General features: G+C 53.0%; 20 protein-coding genes. 10 read left to right on the forward strand and 10 right to left on the reverse strand.

Going from position 1 to position 24,914, the window contains the following annotated elements:
* Window positions 1-82: 82 nt before the first annotated feature.
* Window positions 83-646, reverse strand: a complete 564-nt coding sequence (ahpC, locus tag OGX96_RS12875) for an alkyl hydroperoxide reductase subunit C (protein ID WP_002894394.1) — start codon at window positions 644-646, stop codon at window positions 83-85.
* Between the two features lie 374 nt (window positions 647-1,020).
* Between ahpC and dsbG the strand changes: the two genes are divergently transcribed.
* The 4 genes from dsbG (at window position 1,021) to OGX96_RS12895 (ending at window position 4,864) form a co-directional block, all read left to right on the forward strand.
* On the forward strand, window positions 1,021-1,767 hold the full coding sequence (gene dsbG, locus OGX96_RS12880) for a thiol:disulfide interchange protein DsbG (protein ID WP_198801711.1): 747 nt from the start codon (window positions 1,021-1,023) through the stop codon (window positions 1,765-1,767).
* Window positions 1,768-1,970: 203 nt separating this feature from the next.
* Entirely contained in the window at window positions 1,971-2,873 is a 903-nt protein-coding gene (gene citR / locus OGX96_RS12885) for a DNA-binding transcriptional repressor CitR (RefSeq protein ID WP_032942668.1), read from the forward strand.
* Window positions 2,874-3,038: 165 nt separating this feature from the next.
* Entirely contained in the window at window positions 3,039-4,262 is a 1,224-nt protein-coding gene (locus tag OGX96_RS12890; protein WP_111465932.1) for a phosphoadenosine phosphosulfate reductase, read from the forward strand.
* Window positions 4,247-4,864, forward strand: a complete 618-nt coding sequence (locus OGX96_RS12895; protein WP_032942666.1) for an IbrB-like domain-containing protein — start codon at window positions 4,247-4,249, stop codon at window positions 4,862-4,864. Before OGX96_RS12890 ends, OGX96_RS12895 begins: the two co-directional genes overlap by 16 nt.
* On the opposite strand, the gene OGX96_RS12900 is transcribed toward OGX96_RS12895, so the two are convergent.
* Entirely contained in the window at window positions 4,865-6,025 is a 1,161-nt protein-coding gene (locus OGX96_RS12900) for a pyridoxal phosphate-dependent aminotransferase (protein ID WP_198801710.1), read from the reverse strand.
* A 132-nt stretch (window positions 6,026-6,157) separates the two neighbouring features.
* Between OGX96_RS12900 and OGX96_RS12905 the strand changes: the two genes are divergently transcribed.
* Complete coding sequence (locus OGX96_RS12905) at window positions 6,158-7,246, forward strand: oxidoreductase (RefSeq protein WP_198801709.1); 1,089 nt, start codon at window positions 6,158-6,160, stop codon at window positions 7,244-7,246.
* Between the two features lie 110 nt (window positions 7,247-7,356).
* On the opposite strand, the gene OGX96_RS12910 is transcribed toward OGX96_RS12905, so the two are convergent.
* Both OGX96_RS12910 and cstA read right to left on the reverse strand, forming a co-directional pair.
* Complete coding sequence (locus tag OGX96_RS12910; protein ID WP_003022064.1) at window positions 7,357-7,554, reverse strand: YbdD/YjiX family protein; 198 nt, start codon at window positions 7,552-7,554, stop codon at window positions 7,357-7,359.
* A 63-nt stretch (window positions 7,555-7,617) separates the two neighbouring features.
* Window positions 7,618-9,723, reverse strand: a complete 2,106-nt coding sequence (gene cstA / locus OGX96_RS12915; protein WP_008784063.1) for a pyruvate/proton symporter CstA — start codon at window positions 9,721-9,723, stop codon at window positions 7,618-7,620.
* Between the two features lie 497 nt (window positions 9,724-10,220).
* Here cstA and OGX96_RS12920 point away from each other — a divergent pair, with 497 nt between their 5' ends.
* On the forward strand, window positions 10,221-14,630 hold the full coding sequence (locus OGX96_RS12920) for an autotransporter outer membrane beta-barrel domain-containing protein (protein WP_198801708.1): 4,410 nt from the start codon (window positions 10,221-10,223) through the stop codon (window positions 14,628-14,630).
* 38 nt (window positions 14,631-14,668) lie between these two features.
* Here the strand turns inward: OGX96_RS12920 and entH are convergent, their stop codons facing one another.
* From entH to entC, 5 genes are read right to left on the reverse strand one after another with little or no spacing between them, the layout of a single operon-like run.
* Complete coding sequence (gene entH, locus OGX96_RS12925) at window positions 14,669-15,082, reverse strand: proofreading thioesterase EntH (RefSeq protein ID WP_003022055.1); 414 nt, start codon at window positions 15,080-15,082, stop codon at window positions 14,669-14,671.
* A gap of 2 nt (window positions 15,083-15,084) precedes the next feature.
* The gene (gene entA, locus OGX96_RS12930; RefSeq protein ID WP_032942661.1) at window positions 15,085-15,840 is read right to left on the reverse strand and encodes a 2,3-dihydro-2,3-dihydroxybenzoate dehydrogenase EntA; all 756 of its coding nucleotides are present in this window, start codon (window positions 15,838-15,840) and stop codon (window positions 15,085-15,087) included.
* Window positions 15,840-16,697: an isochorismatase gene (locus OGX96_RS12935; protein ID WP_198801707.1), complete on the reverse strand. Its 858-nt coding sequence runs from the start codon at window positions 16,695-16,697 to the stop codon at window positions 15,840-15,842. The genes entA and OGX96_RS12935 overlap by 1 nt, the downstream gene beginning before the upstream one ends.
* A gap of 13 nt (window positions 16,698-16,710) precedes the next feature.
* Window positions 16,711-18,321: a (2,3-dihydroxybenzoyl)adenylate synthase EntE gene (gene entE / locus OGX96_RS12940; RefSeq protein WP_198801706.1), complete on the reverse strand. Its 1,611-nt coding sequence runs from the start codon at window positions 18,319-18,321 to the stop codon at window positions 16,711-16,713.
* Between the two features lie 31 nt (window positions 18,322-18,352).
* Window positions 18,353-19,528, reverse strand: coding sequence for an isochorismate synthase EntC (gene entC / locus OGX96_RS12945; protein WP_153753580.1), 1,176 nt, complete (start codon window positions 19,526-19,528; stop codon window positions 18,353-18,355).
* Between the two features lie 187 nt (window positions 19,529-19,715).
* Between entC and fepB the strand changes: the two genes are divergently transcribed.
* Window positions 19,716-20,672 carry a Fe2+-enterobactin ABC transporter substrate-binding protein gene (fepB, locus tag OGX96_RS12950; RefSeq protein WP_079934792.1) on the forward strand — a complete coding sequence of 319 codons (957 nt, stop codon included), beginning with the start codon at window positions 19,716-19,718 and terminating at the stop codon, window positions 20,670-20,672.
* A 60-nt stretch (window positions 20,673-20,732) separates the two neighbouring features.
* On the opposite strand, the gene entS is transcribed toward fepB, so the two are convergent.
* Window positions 20,733-21,968 carry an enterobactin transporter EntS gene (entS, locus tag OGX96_RS12955; protein ID WP_003831193.1) on the reverse strand — a complete coding sequence of 412 codons (1,236 nt, stop codon included), beginning with the start codon at window positions 21,966-21,968 and terminating at the stop codon, window positions 20,733-20,735.
* A 109-nt stretch (window positions 21,969-22,077) separates the two neighbouring features.
* On the opposite strand from entS, the gene fepD reads away from it, so the two are divergent.
* Genes fepD through fepC form a run of 3 tightly spaced genes read left to right on the forward strand, consistent with a single transcriptional unit; the run spans window position 22,078 to window position 24,868 of the window.
* Window positions 22,078-23,085 (forward strand): Fe(3+)-siderophore ABC transporter permease, encoded by a 1,008-nt coding sequence (gene fepD, locus OGX96_RS12960; protein ID WP_003831192.1) that lies wholly within the window; start codon window positions 22,078-22,080, stop codon window positions 23,083-23,085.
* Window positions 23,082-24,074 carry an iron-enterobactin ABC transporter permease gene (gene fepG / locus OGX96_RS12965; protein ID WP_003022026.1) on the forward strand — a complete coding sequence of 331 codons (993 nt, stop codon included), beginning with the start codon at window positions 23,082-23,084 and terminating at the stop codon, window positions 24,072-24,074. Before fepD ends, fepG begins: the two co-directional genes overlap by 4 nt.
* Window positions 24,071-24,868: an iron-enterobactin ABC transporter ATP-binding protein gene (gene fepC / locus OGX96_RS12970; RefSeq protein WP_198801705.1), complete on the forward strand. Its 798-nt coding sequence runs from the start codon at window positions 24,071-24,073 to the stop codon at window positions 24,866-24,868. Before fepG ends, fepC begins: the two co-directional genes overlap by 4 nt.
* Window positions 24,869-24,914 lie beyond the last annotated feature (46 nt).

The following is a 24,914-nucleotide window of genomic DNA, read 5'->3' on the forward strand; positions in this document are numbered from 1 at the left end:
GGTGCTGGAATGAAACAGGCGCAAATTTGCGCCTGTGGAATGCCGGATGCACTACGTTTATCCGGCCTACAAACTACGCGACTTAGATTTTACCAACCAGGTCCAGAGATGGCGCTAAGGTTGCTTCACCTTCTTTCCATTTCGCCGGGCAAACTTCACCTGGGTGGGAGGCGACGTACTGTGCGGCTTTGATTTTACGCAGCAGGTCAGACGCATCACGGCCGATACCTTCAGCAGTAACTTCGATTGCCTGGATGATACCCTGCGGGTCAACAACGAAGGTTGCGCGGTCAGCCAGACCTTCATCTTCACGCATGTTGTCGAAGTTACGGGTCAGGGCGCCAGTCGGGTCGCCGATCATCGCGTATTTGATTTTCGCGATGGTTTCAGAGCTGCTGTGCCATGCTTTGTGGGTGAAGTGGGTGTCGGTAGAAACGGAATACACATCTACGCCCAGTTTCTGCAGTTCTTCGTAATGGTCTGCAACGTCACCCAGCTCGGTCGGGCATACGAAAGTAAAGTCAGCCGGGTAGAAGAAGAAGACGCTCCAGCGACCTTCGGTATCTTTCTCGGTTACTTCGATGAACTCACCGTTTTTGAACGCCTGGTTTTTGAAAGGTTTAATTTTGGTATTAATCAAAGACATCTGTACTTCCTCCGTGTTTTCGTTGAGAGATAAGTTAACGAAAATCTCTTCGCAGGGCTAATGCGTTTCCTTTATCAAATCAATAAGCGTTAACTAACAACCCACTCAAACTCATGTTGTGAACCTAAAGATAAAAGTAAAAAAGGCCCCCTTTGCAGGGAGCCTCATTACCCGAGCTACCCGCAGGTAACGTCAGTGCCAGCAGGGCTGGCTATGTGTTGCGCTCTACATTACCTTAACAAAGGTCGTAACAGCGATGGGGATTACATCACCCAACTAAAGAAAGGGCAATCGACAGACCGTCGATCTTACCTATGGCTGTGATAGGTTTTGCAATTAAGCCCACTTTCCTGCTGATTTTATAAGGAAAATCAATGTTTAAACGCACCTTACTCTTAACTCTTCTCCCCGCTATCGTGCACGCAGAGGAGCTCCCTGCCCCTGTTAAAGCCATTGAGAAACAGGGAATTACCATCCTGAAGCCCTTCGACGCACCGGGTGGAATGAAAGGCTATCTGGGAAAATACCAGGACATGGGGGTCACTATCTATGTCACGCCTGACGGTAAACATGCCATCTCCGGCTACATGTATAATGAAAAAGGAGAAAACCTCAGTAATGCGCTCATAGAAAAAGAGATCTATGCCCCTGCCGGACGTGAGATGTGGCAACGAATGGAAAAAGCGTCGTGGATTCTGGACGGGAAAAAAGAAGCCCCGGTCATCGTTTACGTGTTTGCCGATCCCTTCTGTCCTTATTGCAAACAGTTCTGGCAGCAGGCGCGCCCATGGGTAGATTCCGGTAAAGTTCAGCTGCGTACGCTGCTGGTTGGCGTGATCAAGCCCGAAAGCCCGGCAACCGCTGCTGCAATCCTGGCATCCAAAGATCCGGCCAAAACCTGGCATGACTATGAAGCATCTGGCGGGAAAATGAAGCTGGAAATCCCCACGTCTGTCCATCCAGAACAGATGAAAGTACTGAATATCAACCAAAAACTCATGGATGATTTAGGTGCTAATGTGACGCCCGCGATCTACTACATGAGCAAAGACAATACGTTACAACAGGAAGTGGGATTACCCGATAAAGATAAATTAAATATTATTATGGGAAATAAATAAAGGTAACAGAATGAGTGATTGTTATGGTTCTCATTTCAATCACTCTTTAAAATGTATTTTTATCGTAACCATCAAGCAATCTGTGTTATTTTAGTTTAAGTTAATTATTCATTAAGCCATAAACATAAACTCTAAGAATGATTAGAATTTAAATTATTCAACAATTGAATTATCCTATACATTACCATCACAGGAAGGTATGCATGGCTAACCTCTATGACCTCAAAAAATTCGATCTTAACCTGTTGGTAATTTTTGAATGTATTTATCAACATTTGAGCATCAGTAAAGCTGCGGCAACACTGTATATCACCCCTTCAGCCGTCAGCCAGTCATTACAGCGACTGCGTACACAGTTTAACGACCCCTTGTTTATTCGCTCAGGCAAAGGCATTACGCCTACGGTCACAGGGGTAAACCTTCATCTTCACCTTGAAAAAAATCTCAATAATCTGGAACAAACCATCAATATCATGCACGGTTCCAGCCTGAAAAATAAATTCGTCATCTACAGCCCACAAATTACAACCAACCTGAATGTGACATCTTTAATTAATAGCCTCAGAGAAAATTCAGATATTGAAATTGAGCATCATGATATATTAATGTCAGCAGAAACGGCCGAAAACATCCTTGCCTATCGTAAAGCCGATCTGGTGATTACAACAACGCCAGTTCACAATCGTTCTATTGTATGTACTCATTTCAAGACTATTGACTGTGTTTTAGTGTGCAGTGGCAACCATCCAAGAATAAATGAGACGAGCACGCTCGAACAAATCCAACAAGAGCAATTTACATATTTTTCCTCTGAAGATCAGGGCATTAAAGATTATCGCTCCCGTGCCAGCGAATCGATGGCATTCCATAAAGTAGGTTTTAGTAGCGACTCCTTACTCTCGATTGCTAACGTTATCGCCAGTACGGATATTATTGGTGTGATCCCCAGACAAATTTATGAAATTTATCAGCCAGCATTGAAATTTAAAGAAATTAAAACCAATTTTGAATTACCAAAAGTAAAATTATTTATAATGTATAACCGGGCATCCTTGAATAACAAAGCCTTCGCAGAATACATAAGCAAACTATCCTTGGATAGTTAAGGATAACATGATTAAAAGCACATTATAATTCATATAAAATATACAATAACAAAATAGCATGCAGATAATGAATATATTTAAATATTGCATGCTGCAAGAAAAAGCTTATCCTATTACGGACATTTATTATGGCTGCAAATAATAAAAATTCGATATGGATTTGATATGTCTGTTTATAAAATACCGTTGGATAAAAATGTTCTGCAAGCAGCACAGGAACGCATTACCTGGACGCTTGAAACTCTACCGCGTGTCTGCGTTTCTTTCTCTGGGGGTAAAGATTCGGGGTTAATGTTACATCTGACCGCCGCCATTGCCCGCCAGTTACAGAAAAAAATAAACGTCTTATTTATCGACTGGGAGGCTCAGTTTTCCTGCACTATCGACTATGTCCAGGCGCTACGCGAGAATTATTCCGATGTCATCGAAGAATTTTATTGGGTTGCATTGCCGCTGACGACACAAAATTCACTGTCACAATTTCAGCCTGAATGGCAATGCTGGGAACCGGGTACTCAATGGGTTCGCCAACCGCCTGCAGATGCCATTACCGATCCCGAGTTTTTCTCTTTCTATCAACCCGGTATGACTTTCGAGCAATTTGTTCGTGAGTTCGCTGAATGGTTTTCGCAGAAACGACCAGCCGCCATGATGGTCGGGATCCGCGCTGATGAGTCATATAATCGTTTTGTCGCCATTGCGAACTCGAAAAAACAGCGTTTTGCCGATGACAAACCCTGGACCACCAGCGCCCCCGGCGGGCATACCTGGTATATTTATCCGATTTATGACTGGAAAACTGCTGACATCTGGACGTGGTTTGCGAAGTCAATGCTCCCGTGTAATCCCCTGTACAACCTGATGTATCAGGCGGGGGTTCCCACGCGATACATGCGTATCTGCGAACCCTTTGGACCAGAACAACGCCAGGGGCTGTGGCTTTACCATGTTATTGAGCCTGAACGCTGGGCAATGATGTGCTCCCGCGTCAGCGGGGTAAAAAGTGGCGGGATATATGCTGGTCAGGACAACCATTTTTACGGTCACCGCAAAATATTAAAACCCGAACATTTAAGCTGGCAGGAATACGCCATGCTGTTATTGAAGAGTATGCCGGAAACGACCGCTGAACATTACCGCAATAAAATCGCCGTCTATTTACAGTGGTATAAGAAAAAAGGCATGGAGATTATCCCACAAACCCAGGAAAGAGATATTGGTTCAGTGGATATTCCGTCGTGGCGGCGTATCTGTAAGGTTCTGCTGAATAACGACTATTGGTGCCGGGCTCTCTCATTTAGTCCAACGAAACCCAAAAACTATCAACGCTACAATGAGCGCATGAAAACAAAACGCCAGGAATGGGGACTCTTATGCAACAGCGATTAACTCAGGAACTCCTCGGCTTTCTTTCTGGTTTATCAGAACCAGAGAGAATTGAAGCCATAAATGAATTCAGAAAGGCAATACACAGCGTCAGTCCCTTTCGCGAGGAGCCCGTAGATTGCGTACTTTGGGTTAAAAATGATCATATTTCACCCAATGACTACAACCCCAATAACGTTGCGCCACCGGAGAAAAAGCTGCTGCTGAAGTCCCTCGAAGCTGACGGGTTTACGCAGCCCATTGTAGTGGTTCACTCAACGGCTGAAGAATACGAAATTGTCGACGGTTTCCACCGCCACGAGTTAGGTAAAGCCAAAGCCTCACTGAGGCCCAGGCTGAAAGGATATCTGCCGGTTGCCTGTTTAGAACGCGAACGCCATGAGCGTATGGCGGCAACCATTCGCCACAACCGCGCTCGCGGGCGTCATCAAATCCACGCCATGTCCGAGATTGTCCGCGAGCTATCGCAACTGGGATGGAGTGAAGAAAGAATTGGCAAGGATCTTGGTATGGACAGCGACGAGGTGTTACGCCTGAAGCAAATCAACGGCCTGCAAGCGTTGTTTGCCGACCGTCGATTCTCCAAAGCCTGGACCGTGAAATAGCTATAACGAAACCAGACGCTCGGCTGCCGCTAACAGCGTCGATTCTTGCTTGGCAAAACAGAGGCGAATCAGTTTATGCGGGAAAGGATCGGCGCAGAACACCGACAGCGGAATTGCCGCAACGCCCACTTCAGTGGTCAGCCACTGGCAAAACTCCACGTCGTTAAGCGAGGAAACGGCGCTGTAATCGACCAGTAAAAAGTACGTACCTTCACACGGCAGAATTTCCAGCCGACTATCACGCAGTGCGTTCACCAACACGTCGCGTTTTTTCTGATAAAACTCGGGCAGTTCACGGTAGTGTGCCGGATCTTCTCGTAGCATATCCGCCAGTGCGAGCTGAGCCGGCGTGTTGACGGAAAACGTCAGATACTGGTGCACTTTTCGTAGCTCAGCGCTAATGGCGGCTGGCGCAACGCAGTATCCGACCTTCCAGCCGGTCAGATGGTAGGTCTTACCAAACGATGAAACAGCAACAGCGCGTTCCCGCAGCTCTGAATGTGCCAGCACGCTGGCATGCCCCTGTTTGGCAAAACAGATATGCTCATAAACTTCGTCGCTGATGACAAAGATCTCGCGTTCTTTAATCGCCTGCCACAGCGCATCAAAATCGGCGTGATGCCACACGGTGGCAGAAGGATTATGTGGCGTGTTCAGGATAACCAATCGGGTACGGTCGCTGAGTAAGGCACTAAACGCCTGCCAGTCAACGCGAAAAGATGGTGGTTGCAGGGCGATACGTTTAACCACACCGCCGGATAATTCAACCGCAGGCGCATAGCTGTCGTAGCTCGGGTCAAAACAAATCACCTCATCACCAGGGCGCACCAGCGCAGTGATCGCGGCATATAATGCTTCTGTGGCCCCCGCCGTGATGGTCACTTCACTATTCGCGTCAGGTTTATAGCCGTACAGGTCTGCCGTTTTATCCGCGATGGCTTCGCGCAGCGGCTGCACGCCCGTCATCGGCGCATACTGGTTTGCGCCATGCGCGACGTGATACGCCAGACGCTCTTGCAAAAAGAGTGGACCGTCAAAATCAGGAAACCCCTGCGAGAGGTTAATGGCCTGATGCTGCTGCGCCAGCGCACTCATTTGCGTGAAGATAGTGGTGCCCAGATTAGGCAGTTTGCTTTGCGGAATCAGCGGGTTATTACTCATTATTGTTATCCCAGCGTGTGATGTTGTGGTTGAAGCCACTATAGCACGATGCTAGTATTTGGCAATCAAGACGTTCAGACGTCTATATAAAAATAACCTGCCTGGACAGGACAGCCAAAAGGACAACACAACATGAGTAATACCGAAATTCGCGTCGTCACCGGCCCAGCTAACTATTTTTCCCATCCTGGTAGTCTGTCGAGACTGAACGATTTTTTCTCTGCCGACCAACTTTCACGCGCCGTGTGGGTTTATGGTGAACGCGCCATCGATGCGGCCCGCCCTTACCTGCCAGAGGCTTTTCATCTTGCCGAGGCTAAACGCCTGCTGTTTACGGGACATTGCAGCGAAACCGATGTTGCTCAACTGGCAAAAGAGTCGGGAGAGGATCGCAGTGTGGTGATTGGCGTGGGTGGCGGTACATTACTCGACACCGCTAAAGCATTGGCCCGTCGTCTGGATCTGCCGTTTGTCGGTATTCCTACTATCGCGGCGACCTGCGCTGCCTGGACGCCGCTCTCTGTCTGGTATAACGATGCGGGCCAGGCACTACATTTCGAAATTTTCCCTGACGCGAACTTCCTCGTGCTGGTCGAACCCGGGATCGTTCTCAATGCGCCAGAAGAATACTTACTGGCGGGGATCGGCGACACGCTGGCAAAGTGGTATGAAGCCGTCGTGCTCGCACCTCAGCCGGAAACACTGCCATTGACAGTACGTCTGGGTATTCAAGCCGCGCAGACAATCCGCGACGTCCTGCTGGAAAGCAGCGAGCAGGCGCTGGCAGACAAACAACAAGGCACGCTAAGCCGCACTTTTTGCGATGTGGTGGATGCGATTATTGCCGGAGGCGGCATGGTTGGTGGTCTGGGTGAGCGCTACACCCGCGTGGCGGCGGCGCATTCTGTTCACAATGGCCTGACCGTCCTCCCACAAACCGAGAAGTTTTTACATGGCACCAAAGTGGCGTACGGCATCCTGGTGCAGAGCGCGCTGCTGGGACAAGATGACGTGCTGGCGCAGTTAATTACCGCTTATCAGCGATTCAACCTGCCAACCCGATTAGCTCAACTGGAAGTGAACATCAATAACCGCGCCGAAATCGACAAAGTGATTGCGCACACTCTGCGCCCGGTGGAGTCCATTCACGCCCTGCCGGTAACGTTAAAGCCGGAGACACTGCGCGCAGCATTCGAAAAGGTAGAGTCGTTTACGGTGTGATTATGGTGCGGGTTGCCTGATGGCGGCTTCGCCTTATCAGGCCTACGACGACAAATTACGCCAATACGATGTTGTAGGCCGGATAAGCATCAACGCCATCCGGCAAAAAATCAACAGCACTTCGCGCCACCTTTCCCGCCATATCGTGCATCCTGGCGCTCGCGGAAAAATTCTTCGTAGGTCATTGGCGTCTGGTCCGGATGCGTGACGCGCATATGTTCAACATAGTTGTCATAATCCGGCACACCTATCATTAATCGGGCGGTTTGACCTAAATACTTCCCGGCTTTGGCGAGTGTTTCAAACATAGTGTTTCCCTGTCGTACAAACGCCCTCCCCGTTCAGGAGAGGGCTGGTTGGTTAAGAGAATATTAGTGCGCGCCTTTCGCCTGCGCCACGATCTCTTCGACATTCTCAGGCATCGGCTCGTACGGTGTCTCTTTCGACGTAGGTTTGTCCTCTTTCAATGCTGCCAGCGCAGTTTTGATGGAGAACAGACCCAGCACCACAACGACGACCATGAAGAAGATGGTAAGACCCGCATCCAGGCGGTTGTTAAACACCAGTTGCGTCAGCTGCGACTGGGTGTACTGCGCCGGAATGTTACCGCTGTCGATCATCGCCTGGAACTTGTTGGCGATAGCCAGGAAGCCGATTTTCGCATCCGGGCTAAACGCTTTCTGCCAGCCAGCGGTCAGGGTACAAATCAGCAGCCAGGCCGTTGGCACCAGCGCCACCCACGCGTAGCGCTGGCGTTTCATCTTGAACAGCACCACAGCACAGAGCATCAACGCCATACCGGCCAGCATCTGGTTAGCGATACCAAACAGCGGCCACAGGGTGTTGATACCGCCCAGAGGATCCACCACGCCCTGGTGTAAGAAGTAACCCCAGGCCAGCACGCACAGCGCTGTAGCCAGCAGGTTTGCAGGCAGCGAATCGGTACGTTTCAGGCTCGGTGATACCACGCCCAGCAAGTCCTGCAGCATAAAGCGCGCGGCGCGTGTACCGGCATCTACCGCCGTCAGAATAAACAACGCTTCAAAAAGAATGGCGAAGTGATACCAGAACGCCACATCCATCATGCCGCCCAGTGCGCCATGCAGAATGTACGCCATCCCGACGGCCAGCGTCGGCGCACCACCTGCGCGGGAGATGATGGATTGCTCACCCACTTCATTGGCGATTTGATGCAGGGTGTCTGGCGTAATGGCAAAGCCCCAACTGCTGACTACCTGTGCCGCAGAAGCCACTACGTCAACCGTGCCCGCAGGAGCCAGCACCGCCATCGGGCTGTTCATTGCAAAGTACACGCCCGGATCGATGATGCACGCGGAAACCAGCGCCATAATGGCGACAAAGGATTCCATCAGCATTCCGCCGTAGCCGATAAAGCAGGCCTGCCCTTCATTAGCCAGCATCTTCGGCGTGGTGCCGGAGGAGATCAGCGCATGGAAGCCAGATACCGCACCACAGGCAATGGTAATAAACAGGAACGGGAACAAGTTACCGGTCCAGACCGGGCCAGTACCGTCAACAAACTTGGTCAGCGCTGGCATGGTCAGCGTTGGACGCATGATCAGAATCCCTACCGCCAGGCCAACGATGGTGCCGATTTTCAGGAAGGTAGAGAGGTAATCACGCGGGGCCAGCAGCAGCCACACCGGCAGGACGGCGGCAACAAAACCGTAGCCCACCAGCATCCACGTCAGCTGTACGCCGGTAAAGTCAAAGTACGGTGCCCAGGTCGGGCTTTCAGCCACCCAGCCGCCGGAAATAATGGCAAACACCAGGAACACCAGACCGATGACCGACACTTCACCAATGCGGCCCGGGCGCAGATAGCGCAGATAAATTCCCATGAAGATCGCCAGCGGGATGGTGAACGCTACGGTGTAGGTTCCCCACGGACTGTGGGTCAGCGCTTTCACGACAATCATCGCCAGTACTGCGAGAATAATCACCATGATCATAAAACAGGCCACCAGCGCAATAACGCCCGCCGTTGGGCCCATCTCTTCTTTCACCAGTTCGCCAAGGGAACGACCATCGCGACGGGTAGAAACAAACAGCACCATGAAGTCCTGCACCGCACCCGCCAGTACCACCCCGGCGAGCAGCCAGATCATCCCCGGCAAATAGCCCATTTGCGCCGCCAGCACCGGTCCAACTAACGGACCCGCTCCGGCAATTGCCGCAAAATGGTGACCAAACAGCACTTTTTTATCGGTGGGAACATAATCCAGACCGTCGTTATGGCGCACGGCTGGCGTCATACGCGTCGGGTCAAGCGCCAGTACATTTTTCGCGATGTACAGGCCGTAGAAACGGTAAGCGATAAGGTAGACACAGACCGACGCCACGACTATCCACAACGCGTTGATCTGTTCACCACGATTTAATGCGATATAGCCGAGGGCAAATGCTCCCATAACGGAGAGCACTGTCCAGACGAGGTACTTCCCTGATTTGTTCATAGTTGTTATCCGTTGTCCGATCCAGAGAGATGTTACATTTTGTTTCTATAACATCTTTTCTGAATTTAACAACCTGACAACCATGCAAAGCAGATATATCACTGATTTTTTACATTGTATTGTTAACTTGATCACTATCAACGCAGAGACAACTGAAAAAATTGCGCAGTATGTGCCAACACCTCTATGTTTTATCCAATTCTCCTCTCAGCATGATGCTGAGCGTGCCACTTAATATTTTTATTATTAATAAGGATATTAATTAACAATATTAACCTGAATTTCTCAGCTTAACGGTTATTGCTCTTAGAGATTCAGACCATCCTGATTTTGTATGCAGTAAGTGCTTTATTTCACTTTAATCACCAATTTCAAAACAAAGAATATACCTGCAGCACCAGCTTTAATGACAAAATAACCCACATAAAAAATAAAATTAATTCAGCAGAATTTTTCAGCGCCAGGTTGTTCAGGATGGCCGTATAAGGATATAAATTATGAATAAATGCTATCGCATCGTCTGGAATATCGCGAGAAATATGTTTGTGGTGACGTCAGAACTCTCGCAGGGCGATCAACGGGTTCGCGCAACCGTCGCAGGCCTGGTGTTATCGGCAGTTGGATTAACGGCAAATTGCGTTCATGCCAGCGACTACGGCCCGCTTAGCGGTGAAACCATCAACTTAAATGATGGCGATACCGTGACATCTGTCGATGGAACCACGGGTATCGAAAGTCTGTCCTCAGGGGGGCAAGGCGTACAGATTAATGGTAAAACCACCATTAACGTTACCGGTGATAGTGGTTCTATTGGGGTAAAGCTTGATAACAGCGCCAATAATAATTTAGGTACCGGTACACATATTAACGTTACAGACACAGGAACGGCGAAAGCAGCATCAACCACAGGTCTTTATATTAACAACACCAGTCCAGGCACAAATATAGACGCCGAGAATATATCAATTAACACCATCAGTAAAAAAGATGCTTACGGAATTAACGTTAATACAGAAAACACCACGCTGAACTTCGGCAACAAGAGTAAAATTATCACCGAATCCCAAAATGGTAATGCGACGGGTGTCTATTTCTATGACGACAATAATACGTTAACCATGAACGCTGGATTAATCCAGGTTAACACCGATGCAACCGGTAAGGCTGTAGGTATCGACACATACTGGGCAAATGGTACCACGCTCAATTTTGGGGATGACAGCCGCATAGAATTAACCAGCGGCACAGCCGGCGGCAGCGCGCTCTATCTTGGAAAAAACACCCAGGTTAACGCGAACGGGCTGAACATTGATTTCACCGTATCAGAGACAGGAACAGGCACCACGATTTATGGTATCCAGGAGGGGCAATACAGCCAAATTAATCTGGGCAAGAACAGCGCAATTACGCTCTCAACGCCTGGAGGTACGGCATATGGACTTGTTTCTGGTTCACAAAGTTATTTTACGGCAGATAACCTTGATATCACCCTTTCCACAACCTCTAACGAGCGCGCAAACGGTACAGGCGCGGACATCAGCGGCAACGTGGATTTTGGCAATGATTCCACCATCACCGTGCACGGTTTCTCCGAAGGATACGGGATGATTGTTGAGGATTATTCGGCAACCAGTAAAGATGATGCCATCGGAACAGTAAAGGCCAACCACCTCACCATTGACGTCACCGGCCAGAAGACGGAAGGGCTTCGAATAGAAGGCGGCGTGGTTGATTTAGGGTCAGACAGCGCCATTAGCGCAAACGGGACTGCATCAACAATTTACCTGACCGGCCGAGGATACAGTGAATTCAATGCCAGAAATCTGACCGTCACGACCGCGCAGTCCACCGCTCTTACACTAATGAGCAGCATGCATGCCGCCGTCGCCAACATTGGTGAAGGCAGCAGCATTGATGGAAGAAATTCCACAGGCCACACGACCAACGGTATTGTGGCCAACACCCCTTACAGCGCACCGACAACCATAAATTTCAACGGTTCCGCAGAGCAGCGAAACACTATCTACGCGGTTAACGGCTATGGCGCATCAGCCCAATACAGTGGCGCGACGATCAATATATCCAATACGGATATCATCATGAGCTGTAAAAATCCTTACGGTCTTTGGGCCATCGGCGATGGGGATTTTACCCATGCAGGCATCATCAATGGTGAGAATCTGACCATTGATATGACCGGCGCTAACGGCAGTGGTTACGGCGTGGTGATGCAAGAAGGCGGTATCGTGAATCTGACGGGCGATACCACCATTATCGCCGACGGCGGCGTTGCCATCTGGAATCCGAAAGTTTCTTCGGGCGGGAATGTTCTACCTGGCGGGACGGTAAATGGCTCAGGGAAAATGACCATAACCGGCGACATCGTTAACAGCGGCTGGGGATATATCAACCTCAATATGGACGCGGATTCTTATTTCGCTGGGGCAACCTCGGTTAATGAAAGCTTCAACGACCAGGGTATTGATTCAATCCTCAACCTTAACCTTGCCGACCAGAGCCTGTGGCGGGTTACCGATGATTCCACGCTCACGACGCTGACTAACGCAGGAACCCTTGAGCTGGCGGCAGACCACGCAGCCGGAACTTACAGCACCGTGCATGCTGACGAGGTCACGCTGAAAGAAAGCAGTATTCTCAGCGTCGATTTAAGCGCCGCGGCGCTGGCCAGTCGGTCCGCTAACCCGCTAATTACCGGCGGACAGGTTAATCCAGGCGGCGATCTACACATCAGCAATTCGGGTAATGCGCTGGATCTCAACGCGCTGACCTCAGACAATCAACTGGCAGACATCGACACGGTTACGCTAATTGATGCCAACTCCGCAATCGTGAGCGATTTCGCTTCGATCTCAACCGATCCGGATACCCTGCCCGACTATATCGCGATTTCTGGTCAGGTTAATGCCCTTGATAATACCCAATATGAATTGGGCGTGGGGCTCAGTTGGTACGCCGGAGACTCCGCCGCGGTCTCTACGCCTGCACACGGTACGTTCACCCTGAACGCGGGCCAGGCATTTACCGTCAATGGGTTGCTTGCAGATACCTCACCCAACGCCACCACGGGATGGGACGGTAAAAGTCTGACCAAAAAAGGAGACGGCACGCTCACCCTTACCGCAAAGAATACCTGGAGCGGAATCACAGACATTCAGCAGGGAACGCTGTGGTTGACTAGTTCTGGCGCTATTGGCTCTGAAGGGAGCAAGCAGAGCATCGATGTTGAAACTGGAGCCACTCTCAGCGGTAACGGGGTAATCAACGGTGCTGTGAACAACGTCGGCCTGCTAAGCTTTGGTGATCGTACAACGCCAGATAGCCAGTTTATCGTTAATGGTAACGTAACCAATCAAGGTGTAATCCGCAGCAGTAGCACGACTCCCGGGAATGCGTTAATCATCAACGGCGACTACACGGGCAACGGCGGTCAGCTCTCACTTAACGCCATTTTAGGCGATGATAATTCACCAACCGACCAGCTCATTGTCTCGGGTAATGTTAACGGCAGCACCACACTCTACATCAATAATGTGGATGGCGTGGGTGCATATACCGATCAAGGTATCGAGATTGTCGACGTCGGTGGGGTGTCATCAGATAACGCGTTTTCTCTTGGCAATCAGATTCAAATCGGCCTGTATGAGTATCGTCTGTATGAAGATAACGAAAGCTGGTATTTGCGTTCCAAAGCAGAAACGCCTGATGACCCGGATGATGACGTCACTCCGATCGATCCTGACGACAGCGACGTGACACCAGTCGATCCTGATGACGGCGGCAGCGACGTGACACCTGTCGACCCTGACGACGGCGGCAGCGACGTGATGCCAGTTGATCCTGACGATGGCGGCAGCGACGTGACACCGGTTGATCCTGATGACGGCGGTAGCGACGTGACACCTGTCGACCCTGACGACAGCGGCAGCGACGTAACCCCATCGAATCCACAATATCGCGCCGACATCGGCGCTTATTTGGGCAACCAATGGCTGGCGCGTAACCTGCAGATGCAAACACTATTCGATCGTGAAGGTAGCCAGTACCGCTCGGCCGAAGGAAGCGTCTGGGCGCGAATGAAAGGCGGAAAAACGGACACATCAGCTGTCAACGGCAATATCGACATGGACAGCGATTACACCCAGTTTCAGCTTGGCAGCGATATTGCTATCTGGCGCGATGAACAACAAAGCATCACGTTTGGCCTGATGGCCAGTTACCTTGACGGCAGTACCGACAGCACCGGAAATCGTGGCGCGGATGGCAGTCAGTTTACAGCCACAGGCGATATCGACGGTTACAATCTTGGCGCGTATGCCACCTGGTTCTCTGATGCCCGGCAACATCGCGGCTGGTATGTTGATACGTGGTATCAGTATGGCTTCTACAATAACAGCGTCGAGAATGGCAATGCCGGTTCAACGCATTACGACTCCCTGGCTCACGCGATTTCGCTGGAAAGCGGTTATCGCTACAACATTAACTTGAGCAGCGCTAACACAGTAAGCCTGACGCCACAGGCGCAGGTTATCTGGCAAAACTACGAGGCAGATAGCGTTGAGACAAATGGAACACGCATAGACGGGCAAAATGGCGATAGCTGGACTACACGTCTTGGTCTGCGAATTGATAGCCAGCTTTCATTCGTCGATGCAACCGTCCGGCCATTCGCAGAGATTAACTGGCTACACTCCACCGACGATCTGGCCGTATCATTTGATAACGCAACGGTAAAACAGGATCTTCCTGCCGATCGCAGCGAGCTAAAAGTGGGAATTCAGGCGAATCTCAATAGCCAGTGGAACGTCAGCGTCCAGGCGGCGGGTCAGAAAGGTAATAACGACTACCGCGATCTCAACGGGAGTTTCAATCTGCGCTATAGCTGGTAACTGGTGTCACGAAGCGCGTCTAAACGACGCGCTTATCTTCACCCCATCACTGCAGTGCCTAAACGACAGGTGCAGCAGCGTCGTCCCTGCTCATCAAAGATGACGATTTCCCAGCTTTGATTTTGACGCCCAAGGTGCAGCGGCTGGCAAACGCCCCGCACTTTCCCCTGCGATACCGCCCGATGATGCGTGGCGTTGAGTTCCGTCCCCACTACGCATTGCCCGTCGCGGGTCATCAGATAACCCGCCATTGAACCCAGCGTTTCCGCTAGGGCCGCGGATGCGCCGCCGTGCAGCAGGCCAAATGGCTGATGCGTGCGGCTATCCACCGGCATTTCGGCTTCCAGCACATCATCACCCAGCCGGGTGTAGACCATGCCTAAATGCGCCACCATCGTGTTCTGACTGGTGGCATTGAGTTCATCCAGCGTTAAATGACGCTTCCAGATCATCGTCATGCCCCCAGCGTGGAACCGCCGTCCACCACGATATCCTGTAACGTAATGTGGCTGGCCAGATCAGAGGCGAGGAATAAAATAGTGTTAGTGATCTCTTGTGGCCGGGCGATTTTCCCCAGCGGAATCCCGAGTTTAAACTGCTCGCCAAATCCACGAATGCGCTGTTGCTCCGCGTCATCGCTAACCCACAGCGTGCGCTGCATATCGGTGTCGGTCGAGCCTGGCGACACCACATTACAGCGCACACCGCTGCCCGCCAGTTCAAGTCCGACGGTCAGCGCCAGACTTTTCAACGCGGCTTTTGACGCGCCGTAAGCACTCATGCCGATACGCGGCGTGTGCGCCGCATCCGACGCGACGGTCACGATCGCCCCGCCCTGCTGGCGACGAAACTGCGCCATCGTCTGCTGAAACAGATTGAACGCCCCACCAACGTTAACCGCAAACGTCTGCTGCCACTCCTCTGCGCTCAGCGCATCGGTGGCCCCCATACGCAAAATACCTGCGGCATTGACCAACACATCTAAACGCTCGCGCGCTTTGAGGACGCGCTGGCACACTTCAGCTACCTGTCCGGCATTCGCCACATCCAGCACTTCGGTCGCAAACGGGTAGTTATCCTGAGGAAATTCGCGATCGAATCCTGTCACCTCAGCACCAGCCTCCGCAAATGCCAACGCAGTGGTGTAGCCAATCCCTTTACCCGCGCCGGTTACCCAGACGGTTTTCCCGGCAAAATCAAATCCAGCCATTACTTCACCTCGCGGGAGAGCAGCGCCCACCAAGCGTCAATGGTCGGTTTTTTCGCCAGCATCACGAAATCAATGTCACCATGAACCTTACGCCAGTGCGCCGCCAGCGCCATCATGCGCACGGAATCCAGCCCGTAGTCGATCAGGTTTTCGTCATCCATCGGCTCTTCAGACTCATCCAGCAACGGCAGAATAACGCTGCGCAACGCATCTTTACTGGTCGGGACCGGTGTCGGCAATAATTCCTGGGTCATTACCACACGCCCGGAACGTCCCGCCACGTATTTCAGCGACATCAGGTGTTCGTCACGGCTAAAGTCCGCCAGCGCATCGGCAACCATAAACGGCTTGATGTCACGCATGAAGGCGTCCGTTGCGGTGGTCATACAGCCGATATGCGCATACACCCCGGTAATGATCAGTTGATTACGCCCGGTTTCCTTGAGCATCTGTTCCAGCGGGGAACGATGAAATGCGCTATAACGCCATTTCACCAGAATGGTATCCGCTTCATCCGGCGCCAGCGCCTCAACGATCTTTTGTTGTTCCGGGGAACGCGTCAGGCCCGGTCCCCACATATCATTGAGCAGAGCGCGGTCTTCATCACTCTGTTCTTTCGGCTGAGCGGTGTAATACACCGGAATGTTATGCTCTTTGCAGTACTGGCGCAGCGCGGCGATGTTCGCGACGACCTGCTCCATCATCGGGCAGTTATCGCCCCAAAAGCCGATAAAATAATCCTGCATGTCGTGGATCAACAGCGCGGCGCGTTCAGGGTCAAATGCCCAGTCGACTTTGTTCACCGGAACATCGAGCGCCGTTGGTAGCGCATAAGCCTGCAGTTTAGGAATTGCCATTTCTATTTCTCCTTCAGGCCAGTGAACGTGATGCCAGCCACTGACGTAATTGTTTTTTATCTACCTTCCCCACTGGAGTCAGCGGTAATGACTCAACGCACTCAACACGATCGGGTAATTTGAATTCCGCTATGCCCTGTTCGCGTAGAAAACGGCGCACCTGCACCGCGCGCAGCGGCTCTTTCACCACCAGCCAGGCACAGCTTTTCTCACCCATCAGTTCGTCTTCCATACTGACCAGCGCGGCATGGATAACCATTGGATGGCGCAGCAGCAAGTTTTCAATCTCTTCAGCGGCGATCTTCTCCCCGCCGCGATTGATCTGATCCTTTTCACGCCCCTGAACGGTGATGTAACCATCCGGATCGATAGCGATCAGATCGCCGGAACAGTAAAAGCCGTTGGCGTCAAAGGCGCTGGCATTATGCTCAGGACTTTTGAAATAACCGCGGAAGGTGTACGGACCACGCGTCATCAGGCGTCCGGTCTCTCCCTGGGCTAAAGGGTTACCGTCAGCGTCTGCTACCCAGACTTCATCATCGGGACACATCGGGCGCCCCTGGGTATTGATGATGCGCTCAGGACTGTCGTCCAGACGGGTATAGTTCACCAGCCCTTCCGCCATGCCGAAGACCTGCTGCAACTGGCAGCCAATCTCAGCCGGAATACGTGCCGCAAGCGTGGCGGAAAGCCTTGCGCCACCGACCTGTAGCAGTTTCAGCGAAGCCAGTTGCGCATTACTGCCCCACTCCGCAATCGCCTGCAACCACAGGCTCACCGCAGGCGGCACCAGCGCCGTGACGTTAACCTGATGCTGTTCAATCAACGGGAAACACAGAGTGGCACTCGGGTCAGCCGCCAGCACCACGGTGCCACCGGCCAGGAATACGCCCAGCGCGCCTGGCGAACTCATGGCGTAGTTATGCGCCGCCGGGATTGCGCATAAATAACGCGTTTCCCCGGTGAAGCGGCAAATCTCATTGCTGCGACGCACGCTGTAGTAGTAATCGTTATGAGTGCGAGGAATCAGTTTTGGCGTCCCGGTCGTCCCGCCAGAAAGCTGGAAGTACGCCACCTCATCAGCAGGCGATGGCGTGGCGGAAAAATCTGTCGCAGGCTGGTTTATCGCCGTTTGCAGATTGTGTTCACCTTCATCATTACGCAGTAACACCACGCGCACTGAATTGTGTTCGGCCACAAAAGCGTTAAGAAAATCGTCGCCGCTAAACAGCGTATGCTGGCGATCGGCAATCAGCAGTGCCGGCTCAATCTGTTTGGCGTAGGCGTTGAGTTCGTTACGCTGATGGCTGAACAGCGCCAGCACTGGAGCTACGCCCAGCTTGAGCAGCGCAAAGAAGGTGATATACAGCTCAGCCACATTGCCCAGTTGTACCAGCGCGGTTTCGCCGGGTTTGATCCCCTGGCAACGCAAACTGCAGGCAAGATTGTCAGCGGCCTGATTTAGCTGGCGATAGCTCAGATGGAATTCACCATCAATAATCGCCGTATGGTCGCTGTCGGCGTGACGGGTCAGAATGTCGGTCAGCGGCAAATCCTGCCAGTAACCTTTTTCACGATACCTGCGGGCAAACTCTTCCGGCCAGCGGGTGAAAGGAATACTCATTATTGCTCCTTAAAGCCAGTCCACAAGGCTCTTAATGCAGTCCAAAAACATTCAACATCGTGGAGAGCTTGGCCCCCGTTTCACGCCATTCCGCAACCGGGGAAGAGGCTGGAACAATTCCTGCTCCGGCAAAAAAACGCACCTGATTGCGCAGCAGCTTCGCACAGCGGATCGTCACCACCCACTCACCGTTACCTTCGGCATCACACCAGCCGACAATACCGCCGAACAATTCACGATCGAACGGCTCCAGCTCGGCGATAAGCTTGCGCGCAACCTGATGTGGGAAGCCGCTTAGCGCAGGCGTCGGATGCAGCAGGCACGCCAGCGTCAGGGCGTTTTCCTGCGGGTTGGCTTTACCTTCAAACGGCGTGCCGAGGTGCCAGAGCGTCGGCGTGGTAACCAGCTGCGGAGAAGAAGGCAGTTGCAATTCACGGCTGCGATCGCGCAATACCATTTTCATCGCCTGCGTCACAAGTTCGTGCTCATGGCGGTCCTTCTCAGACGCCAGCAGGCGGATCCCTGCTTCGCGATCCAGCACATCATCAGGCTGACGACGTGCAGAGCCCGCCAGCGGTAGAGAACTGAAACGATCGCCTTCTTTGCGCAGTAGCAGTTCCGGGCTGGCACCAATCAATACGCCGCCGTCTTCAATCGGTACATGGAAGTTGTAGCTCGCTGGATTTTGCGCCACCAGACGCTCCAGCAGCGCACCGCTGTCAATGTTGGCATCGGCGGTGATATCGATCAGGCGTGACAACACCACTTTGTCGACTTCCGGAGTGGACGTCAGCGCAGCCGCCCGGGCGACCATATCTTCAAAAAAGTCCTGTTCCGGGATCGATTTACGTTCAACGACGTTCAGCGACTGATGCGCGGTAAAGTAACGTGATGATTGCTGCTTCGCCGTACGAGAGAAGCTCTGCCATGATTGGGGAATAAACAGCGATGATGGCTGGCGGGTATCAAAGGGAATCGCCCCGACCATGACAGGGTTCGCGATGCCCTGCGATTTGGCATCAGCAAACAGTGCGTTCATTTTCTGTTGGAAAGGGCTGTCTGGCGAATCGCCATCAATTGCCGGTTCCGCATAGCGGGCGAAGCATCCTGACGTCGTAAAACTACGGTACGGCGACATAAAGAAAAAACTGTCGGGAGCGAGCGTCGGCATAGTCTGCGTTTTTTCCTCGGCCAGTGACGTATCCATATCATCCTCCAAAAATGATAAAGGCTCTAATAATGATTATCATTTATATTTTCGGTCGCTAACCTAAAAGTAAAGCGGCGGTATGTCAACTCTTGTGGTAGCACAATGTGCGACTTTGGCTTGCATCCTTGCTCGCTAACAATGAAAATGAGAAGCATTACTCATACTGATAACAGGAAGCCGATTCGTGAGTCTCCCCTCTTTTTGCCGCACCGTGCTCTTACTGGCAGGTTTATCTCTTTCAGGAATTTCTTCAGGTCACGCCGCCGACTGGCCGCGTCAGGTTACTGACAGCCGCGGCACGCATACGCTTGAGCATAAGCCGCAGCGAATTGTCTCCACCAGCGTGACCCTCACCGGCTCGCTGCTGGCGATTGATGCCCCGGTCATTGCCAGCGGTGCCACTACGCCGAACAATCGCATCGGCGATGCGCAGGGCTTTTTACGTCAGTGGAGCGAAGTAGCAAAAGAACGCAAACTGAGCCGCCTGTATATCGGCGAACCGAGCGCCGAAGCCGTCGCAGCTCAAATGCCGGATCTGATTCTGGTAAGCGCTACTGGGGGAGATTCTGCCCTCGCGCTATACGATCAGCTGTCCACCATTGCGCCAACACTCATCATTAATTACGACGATAAAAGCTGGCAGTCGCTGCTGACCCAGTTAGGTGAAATTACCGGTCAGGAGCAACAGGCAGCTGCGCGAATTGCCGAGTTTGATAAGCAACTTCAGGCGGTTAAGCAACATATTACCCTGCCACCACAGCCGGTCAGCGCGCTGGTATATACCGCCGCGGCGCACAGCGCCAACCTGTGGACACCGGAGTCAGCGCAAGGCAAGCTGATGGAGCAGTTAGGGTTCACGCTGGCAACGCTGCCTGCCAACTTGCACACCAGCCAGAGTCAGGGCAAACGCCACGATATCATCCAGCTTGGCGGTGAGAACCTGGCAGCAGGCCTGAACGGCGAAGCGCTGTTCCTGTTTGCTGGCGACAGCAAAGATGCCGACGCTATTTACGCCAATCCGCTTCTGGCGCATCTGCCAGCCGTGCAGAATAAACGCGTTTACGCCCTGGGTACGGAAACCTTCCGTCTCGACTACTACAGCGCCACGCTGCTGCTGCAACGTCTGTCGGCTCTGTTTTAATGTTCAGCGCCGGATGCGGCTCACGCCTTATCCGGCCTACAACAGTAGAGCACAACGCGATCAGACATTCACGGGGACCTGCCGGAATCGGCGCACTTCTCCCAACAGCAGCAGCAGTAACAGACCGACAATCACCAGCCCAAATCCACTCACGCTTGCCGAAGCAACCGGCGTCATCATCGCGCCCAGACCACCTAACAACGCCGCGCCAATCGCATCGCCGGTGACGTTTTGCGCCGTCCACAAACCGTTAATTCGACCGAGCATCGCTTCCGGCGTCTGCGTCTGTAACAGGGTGTACTGCAACAAAGAGCTGACCGCGCTCAACCAGCCAAACAGCGCCAGACAAACCACACCAAGCTGCCAGACGGGCATCAAGCCAAACAGGCCGATAGCCAGAAATGAAGCCACGGTCGATGCCAGCATAATCAGTCCCGGACGAACGCTGTGCGCCAGTTGTCCGCTGGTCAATGCGCCCACGGCTGCCCCCAGCGGAATAGCCGCATACAGCAGGCCAATTTGCGCACTCGACATGTGCCAGTTAATCGCCAATGCCGGATACAGCACACGCACGGCGCTCGCCATGGTTAACAGACCACCGAGCAGCGCAATGCCGCCAATCAGCGGGCTGGCAAGCAGAAAGCGAAATGCTGCCAGCAGCGATTTCAGCGGATGCTCGCGCGGCTGCGGCGGAGGCGGCAACGCAGGAAGGCTCAGCAACGGTAGTAAGGTAATGAAGGTTCCCGCCGCCGCCAGTCCGTAGTTCCAGGCCACGCCGCCAGTCGCGAGCAGCACCCCGCCAAGCATCGGTGAAATTACCGATCCCAGACGCACCGTCAGCATGGTAATCGCCCCGGCCTGCATCAAATTCTCGCGCCCAACCAGCGCTGGCGTCGCAGCCAGCAATGCGGTCACGCCCAGAGAGGCAAAGAAACCATCCCATAAGCCAAGCAGATAAATCGCCAGCAACGACGGTTCGGGCAGCAGCGCATTCAGACACAGGCCAATAAAGCCAATACCACAGGTTCCACGCGCCAGCAGGATCACTTTTTTACGCTCATAGCGGTCGGCCAGCACTCCGCCCACCATCAGGCCAATAAACATTGCGCTACCGGTCAACGTCACCGACAAACCCACCTGCCAGGTCGACTGGGTCATCATCTGGATCTGTACCGGAACCGCCACGCCGAGTAGCCCCAGAGAGACAATGGAAATAAAACGGGCGAGGAAGACAGCGCGAAATGCTGGGTGGGTCTTTAACAGGCTGAGATTGAGCAGCCAGGATTGTCGATTCATTACAGAGCCTTACCAGGTACTTTTTCAATATCCATTCGATGGCTGCACATGCTAACATATCCAAATAAGATCGATAACGATAATTACTATCATTATCAGGGAAGTTGATATGTCATGCTCTGTTTCCGCGACACGTGCCTTCGCCGTGCCCGGACTATTGTTATTACTTGTTCTCACCACGGTATTAAGTCTGGTTATTGGCGCCAAGTCGCTACCTGCCTCCGTGGTGCTGGATGCGCTCACCGGCAGTTGTCAAAGTGCTGATTGCACCATCGTGCTGGACGCGCGCCTGCCGCGCACGCTGGCGGGCCTGCTCGCCGGTGGTGCGCTGGGCCTGGCTGGCGCACTAATGCAAACGCTCACGCGTAATCCTCTCGCCGATCCCGGCATTCTGGGTGTCAACTCCGGCGCCAGCTTCGCTATTGTGCTGGGGGCCGCGCTGTTCGGCTTTTCCTCTGCGCAAGAACAGCTGCTGATGGCCTTTTGCGGTGCGCTGGCTGCATCGCTGATCGTAGCTTTTACCGGTAGTCAGGGCGGCGGGCAGTTAAGCCCGGTACGTCTGACCCTGGCGGGCGTCGCGCTGGGCGCGGTGCTGGAAGGATTATCCACCGGCATCGCCCTGCTCAACCCGGACGTTTACGATCAGCTGCGTTTCTGGCAAGCCGGCTCACTGGATATCCGCAGCCTGCAAACGCTGAAAGTTGTGCTGGTACCGGTACTGATTGCCGCGGCTGTCGCACTGTTTCTCAGTCGCGCTCTGAATAGCCTGAGTCTCGGCAGCGACACCGCTACCGCGCTTGGCAGTAAAGTCGCTCGCACGCAATTTATTGGCCTGCTGGTTATTACCGTACTGTGCGGCAGTGCGACCGCGATTGTTGGTCCTATCGCCTTTATTGGCCTAATGATGCCGCACATGGCGCGCTGGTTGGTGGGGGCGGATCACCGCTGGTCACTGCCCGTAACCCTACTGGCAACGCCTTCTCTGTTACTGATTGCCGATATAATCGGTCGCCTGATTGTCCCCGGCGAGCTGCGCGTGTCGGTAGTCAGTGCGTTTATCGGTGCACCGGTGCTTATCTTTCTGGTACGCCGTAAATCGCGCGGAGGTGGCGCATGATGCACCTCTCCCGCCGCCTGATTATCAGCAGCCTGCTGCTGGTTGCAGGTTGTCTCGTCATTGGTTTGTGGAGCCTGCGTAGCGGCGTTGTTACGCTGGAAACCCAGCAAATTATTGCCGCCTTGCTCGGCGATGCGCCGCGCAGTATTACGCTGGTGGTAACCGAATGGCGTTTGCCACGCGTGCTCATGGCGCTATTGATTGGCGCGGCGCTCGGTGTGAGCGGCGCAATATTTCAGTCGCTGATGCGCAACCCGCTGGGCAGCCCGGATGTGATGGGTTTCAATACCGGAGCCTGGAGCGGTGTGCTGGTGGCAATGGTGCTGTTCGGACAGCATCTCACCGCTATCGCGCTGGCGGCCATGCTGGGTGGGATTCTGACTTCTCTGGTGGTCTGGGCGCTCGCCTGGCGCAATGGGATCGACACCTTCCGGCTGATTATTATCGGTATCGGCATTCGCGCCATGCTGGTGGCGTTCAACACCTGGCTACTGCTGAAAGCATCATTAGAAACCGCGCTGACGGCCGGGCTGTGGAACGCCGGATCGCTCAATGGCCTGACCTGGGCCAAAACCTGGCCTTCTGCCCCGCTGATTATCATCATGCTGGTGTGCGCCACGCTGCTGGTGCGCCGGATGCGCTTACTGGAAATGGGTGATGACAGCGCCTGTGCGCTTGGCGTCAGCGTTGAGCGCTCACGTCTGATGATGATGCTGGTTGCGGTGGTACTGACCGCTGCCGCCACCGCGCTGGCCGGTCCTATCTCGTTTATTGCTCTTGTCGCGCCGCATATCGCGCGACGTATAAGCGGTACATCGCGCTGGGGATTAACCCTGTCGGCGCTGTGCGGCGCGTTGCTGTTGCTGATGGCGGATTTATGCGCCCAACAGCTGTTTATGCCTTATCAGCTTCCGGTGGGCGTTGTCACCGTAAGCCTCGGCGGTATTTATCTTATCGTCTTGTTAATTCAGGAGTCCCGCAAAAAATGATCGAATCAGTAGCCCGTTTGCGTGGCGACCAGTTAACGTTGGGTTATGGCAAGTTTACCGTGGCGGAAAACCTCAATGTGTCGATTCCCGACGGCCATTTCACCGCGATTATCGGGCCAAACGGCTGCGGGAAATCAACACTACTGCGCACGCTGAGTCGTCTGATGACGCCCGTGCACGGCAAGGTCTGGCTCGACGGCGAGCATATTCAGCACTATGCCAGCAAAGAAGTCGCCCGCAGAATAGGTTTGCTGGCGCAAAACGCCACCACGCCGGGAGATATTACGGTACAGGAGCTGGTTGCCCGCGGACGCTACCCGCACCAGCCGCTGTTTACCCGCTGGCGGAAAGAGGATGAAACTGCGGTCTCAAACGCCATGCAGGCGACGGGTATCACCCATCTGGCATCACAAAGTGTGGATACCCTTTCCGGCGGACAACGTCAGCGTGCATGGATTGCGATGGTGCTGGCGCAGGAAACGTCGATTATGCTGCTCGATGAACCCACCACCTGGCTGGATATCAGTCATCAGATCGATCTGCTGGAACTGTTGAGTGAGCTAAATCGGGAAAAAGGTTATACGCTGGCCGCCGTTTTGCACGACCTGAATCAGGCCTGTCGCTATGCAACACATCTGATCGCGCTGCGTGACGGAAAAATAATTGCCGAGGGTGCACCGAAGGAGATCGTCACCGCGCAGCTTATTGAAAAAATCTATGGACTGCGCTGTATGATTATCGACGATCCGGTTGCCGGAACGCCGTTAGTGGTGCCGCTTGGACGCAACAAATAACACGCGTTACAGTATGGCGGCCAGCTTGCCGCCATACGACAATTCA

The organism is Citrobacter sp. Cpo100 (genome assembly GCF_030332595.1).
Lineage (GTDB): Bacteria > Pseudomonadota > Gammaproteobacteria > Enterobacterales > Enterobacteriaceae > Citrobacter > Citrobacter portucalensis.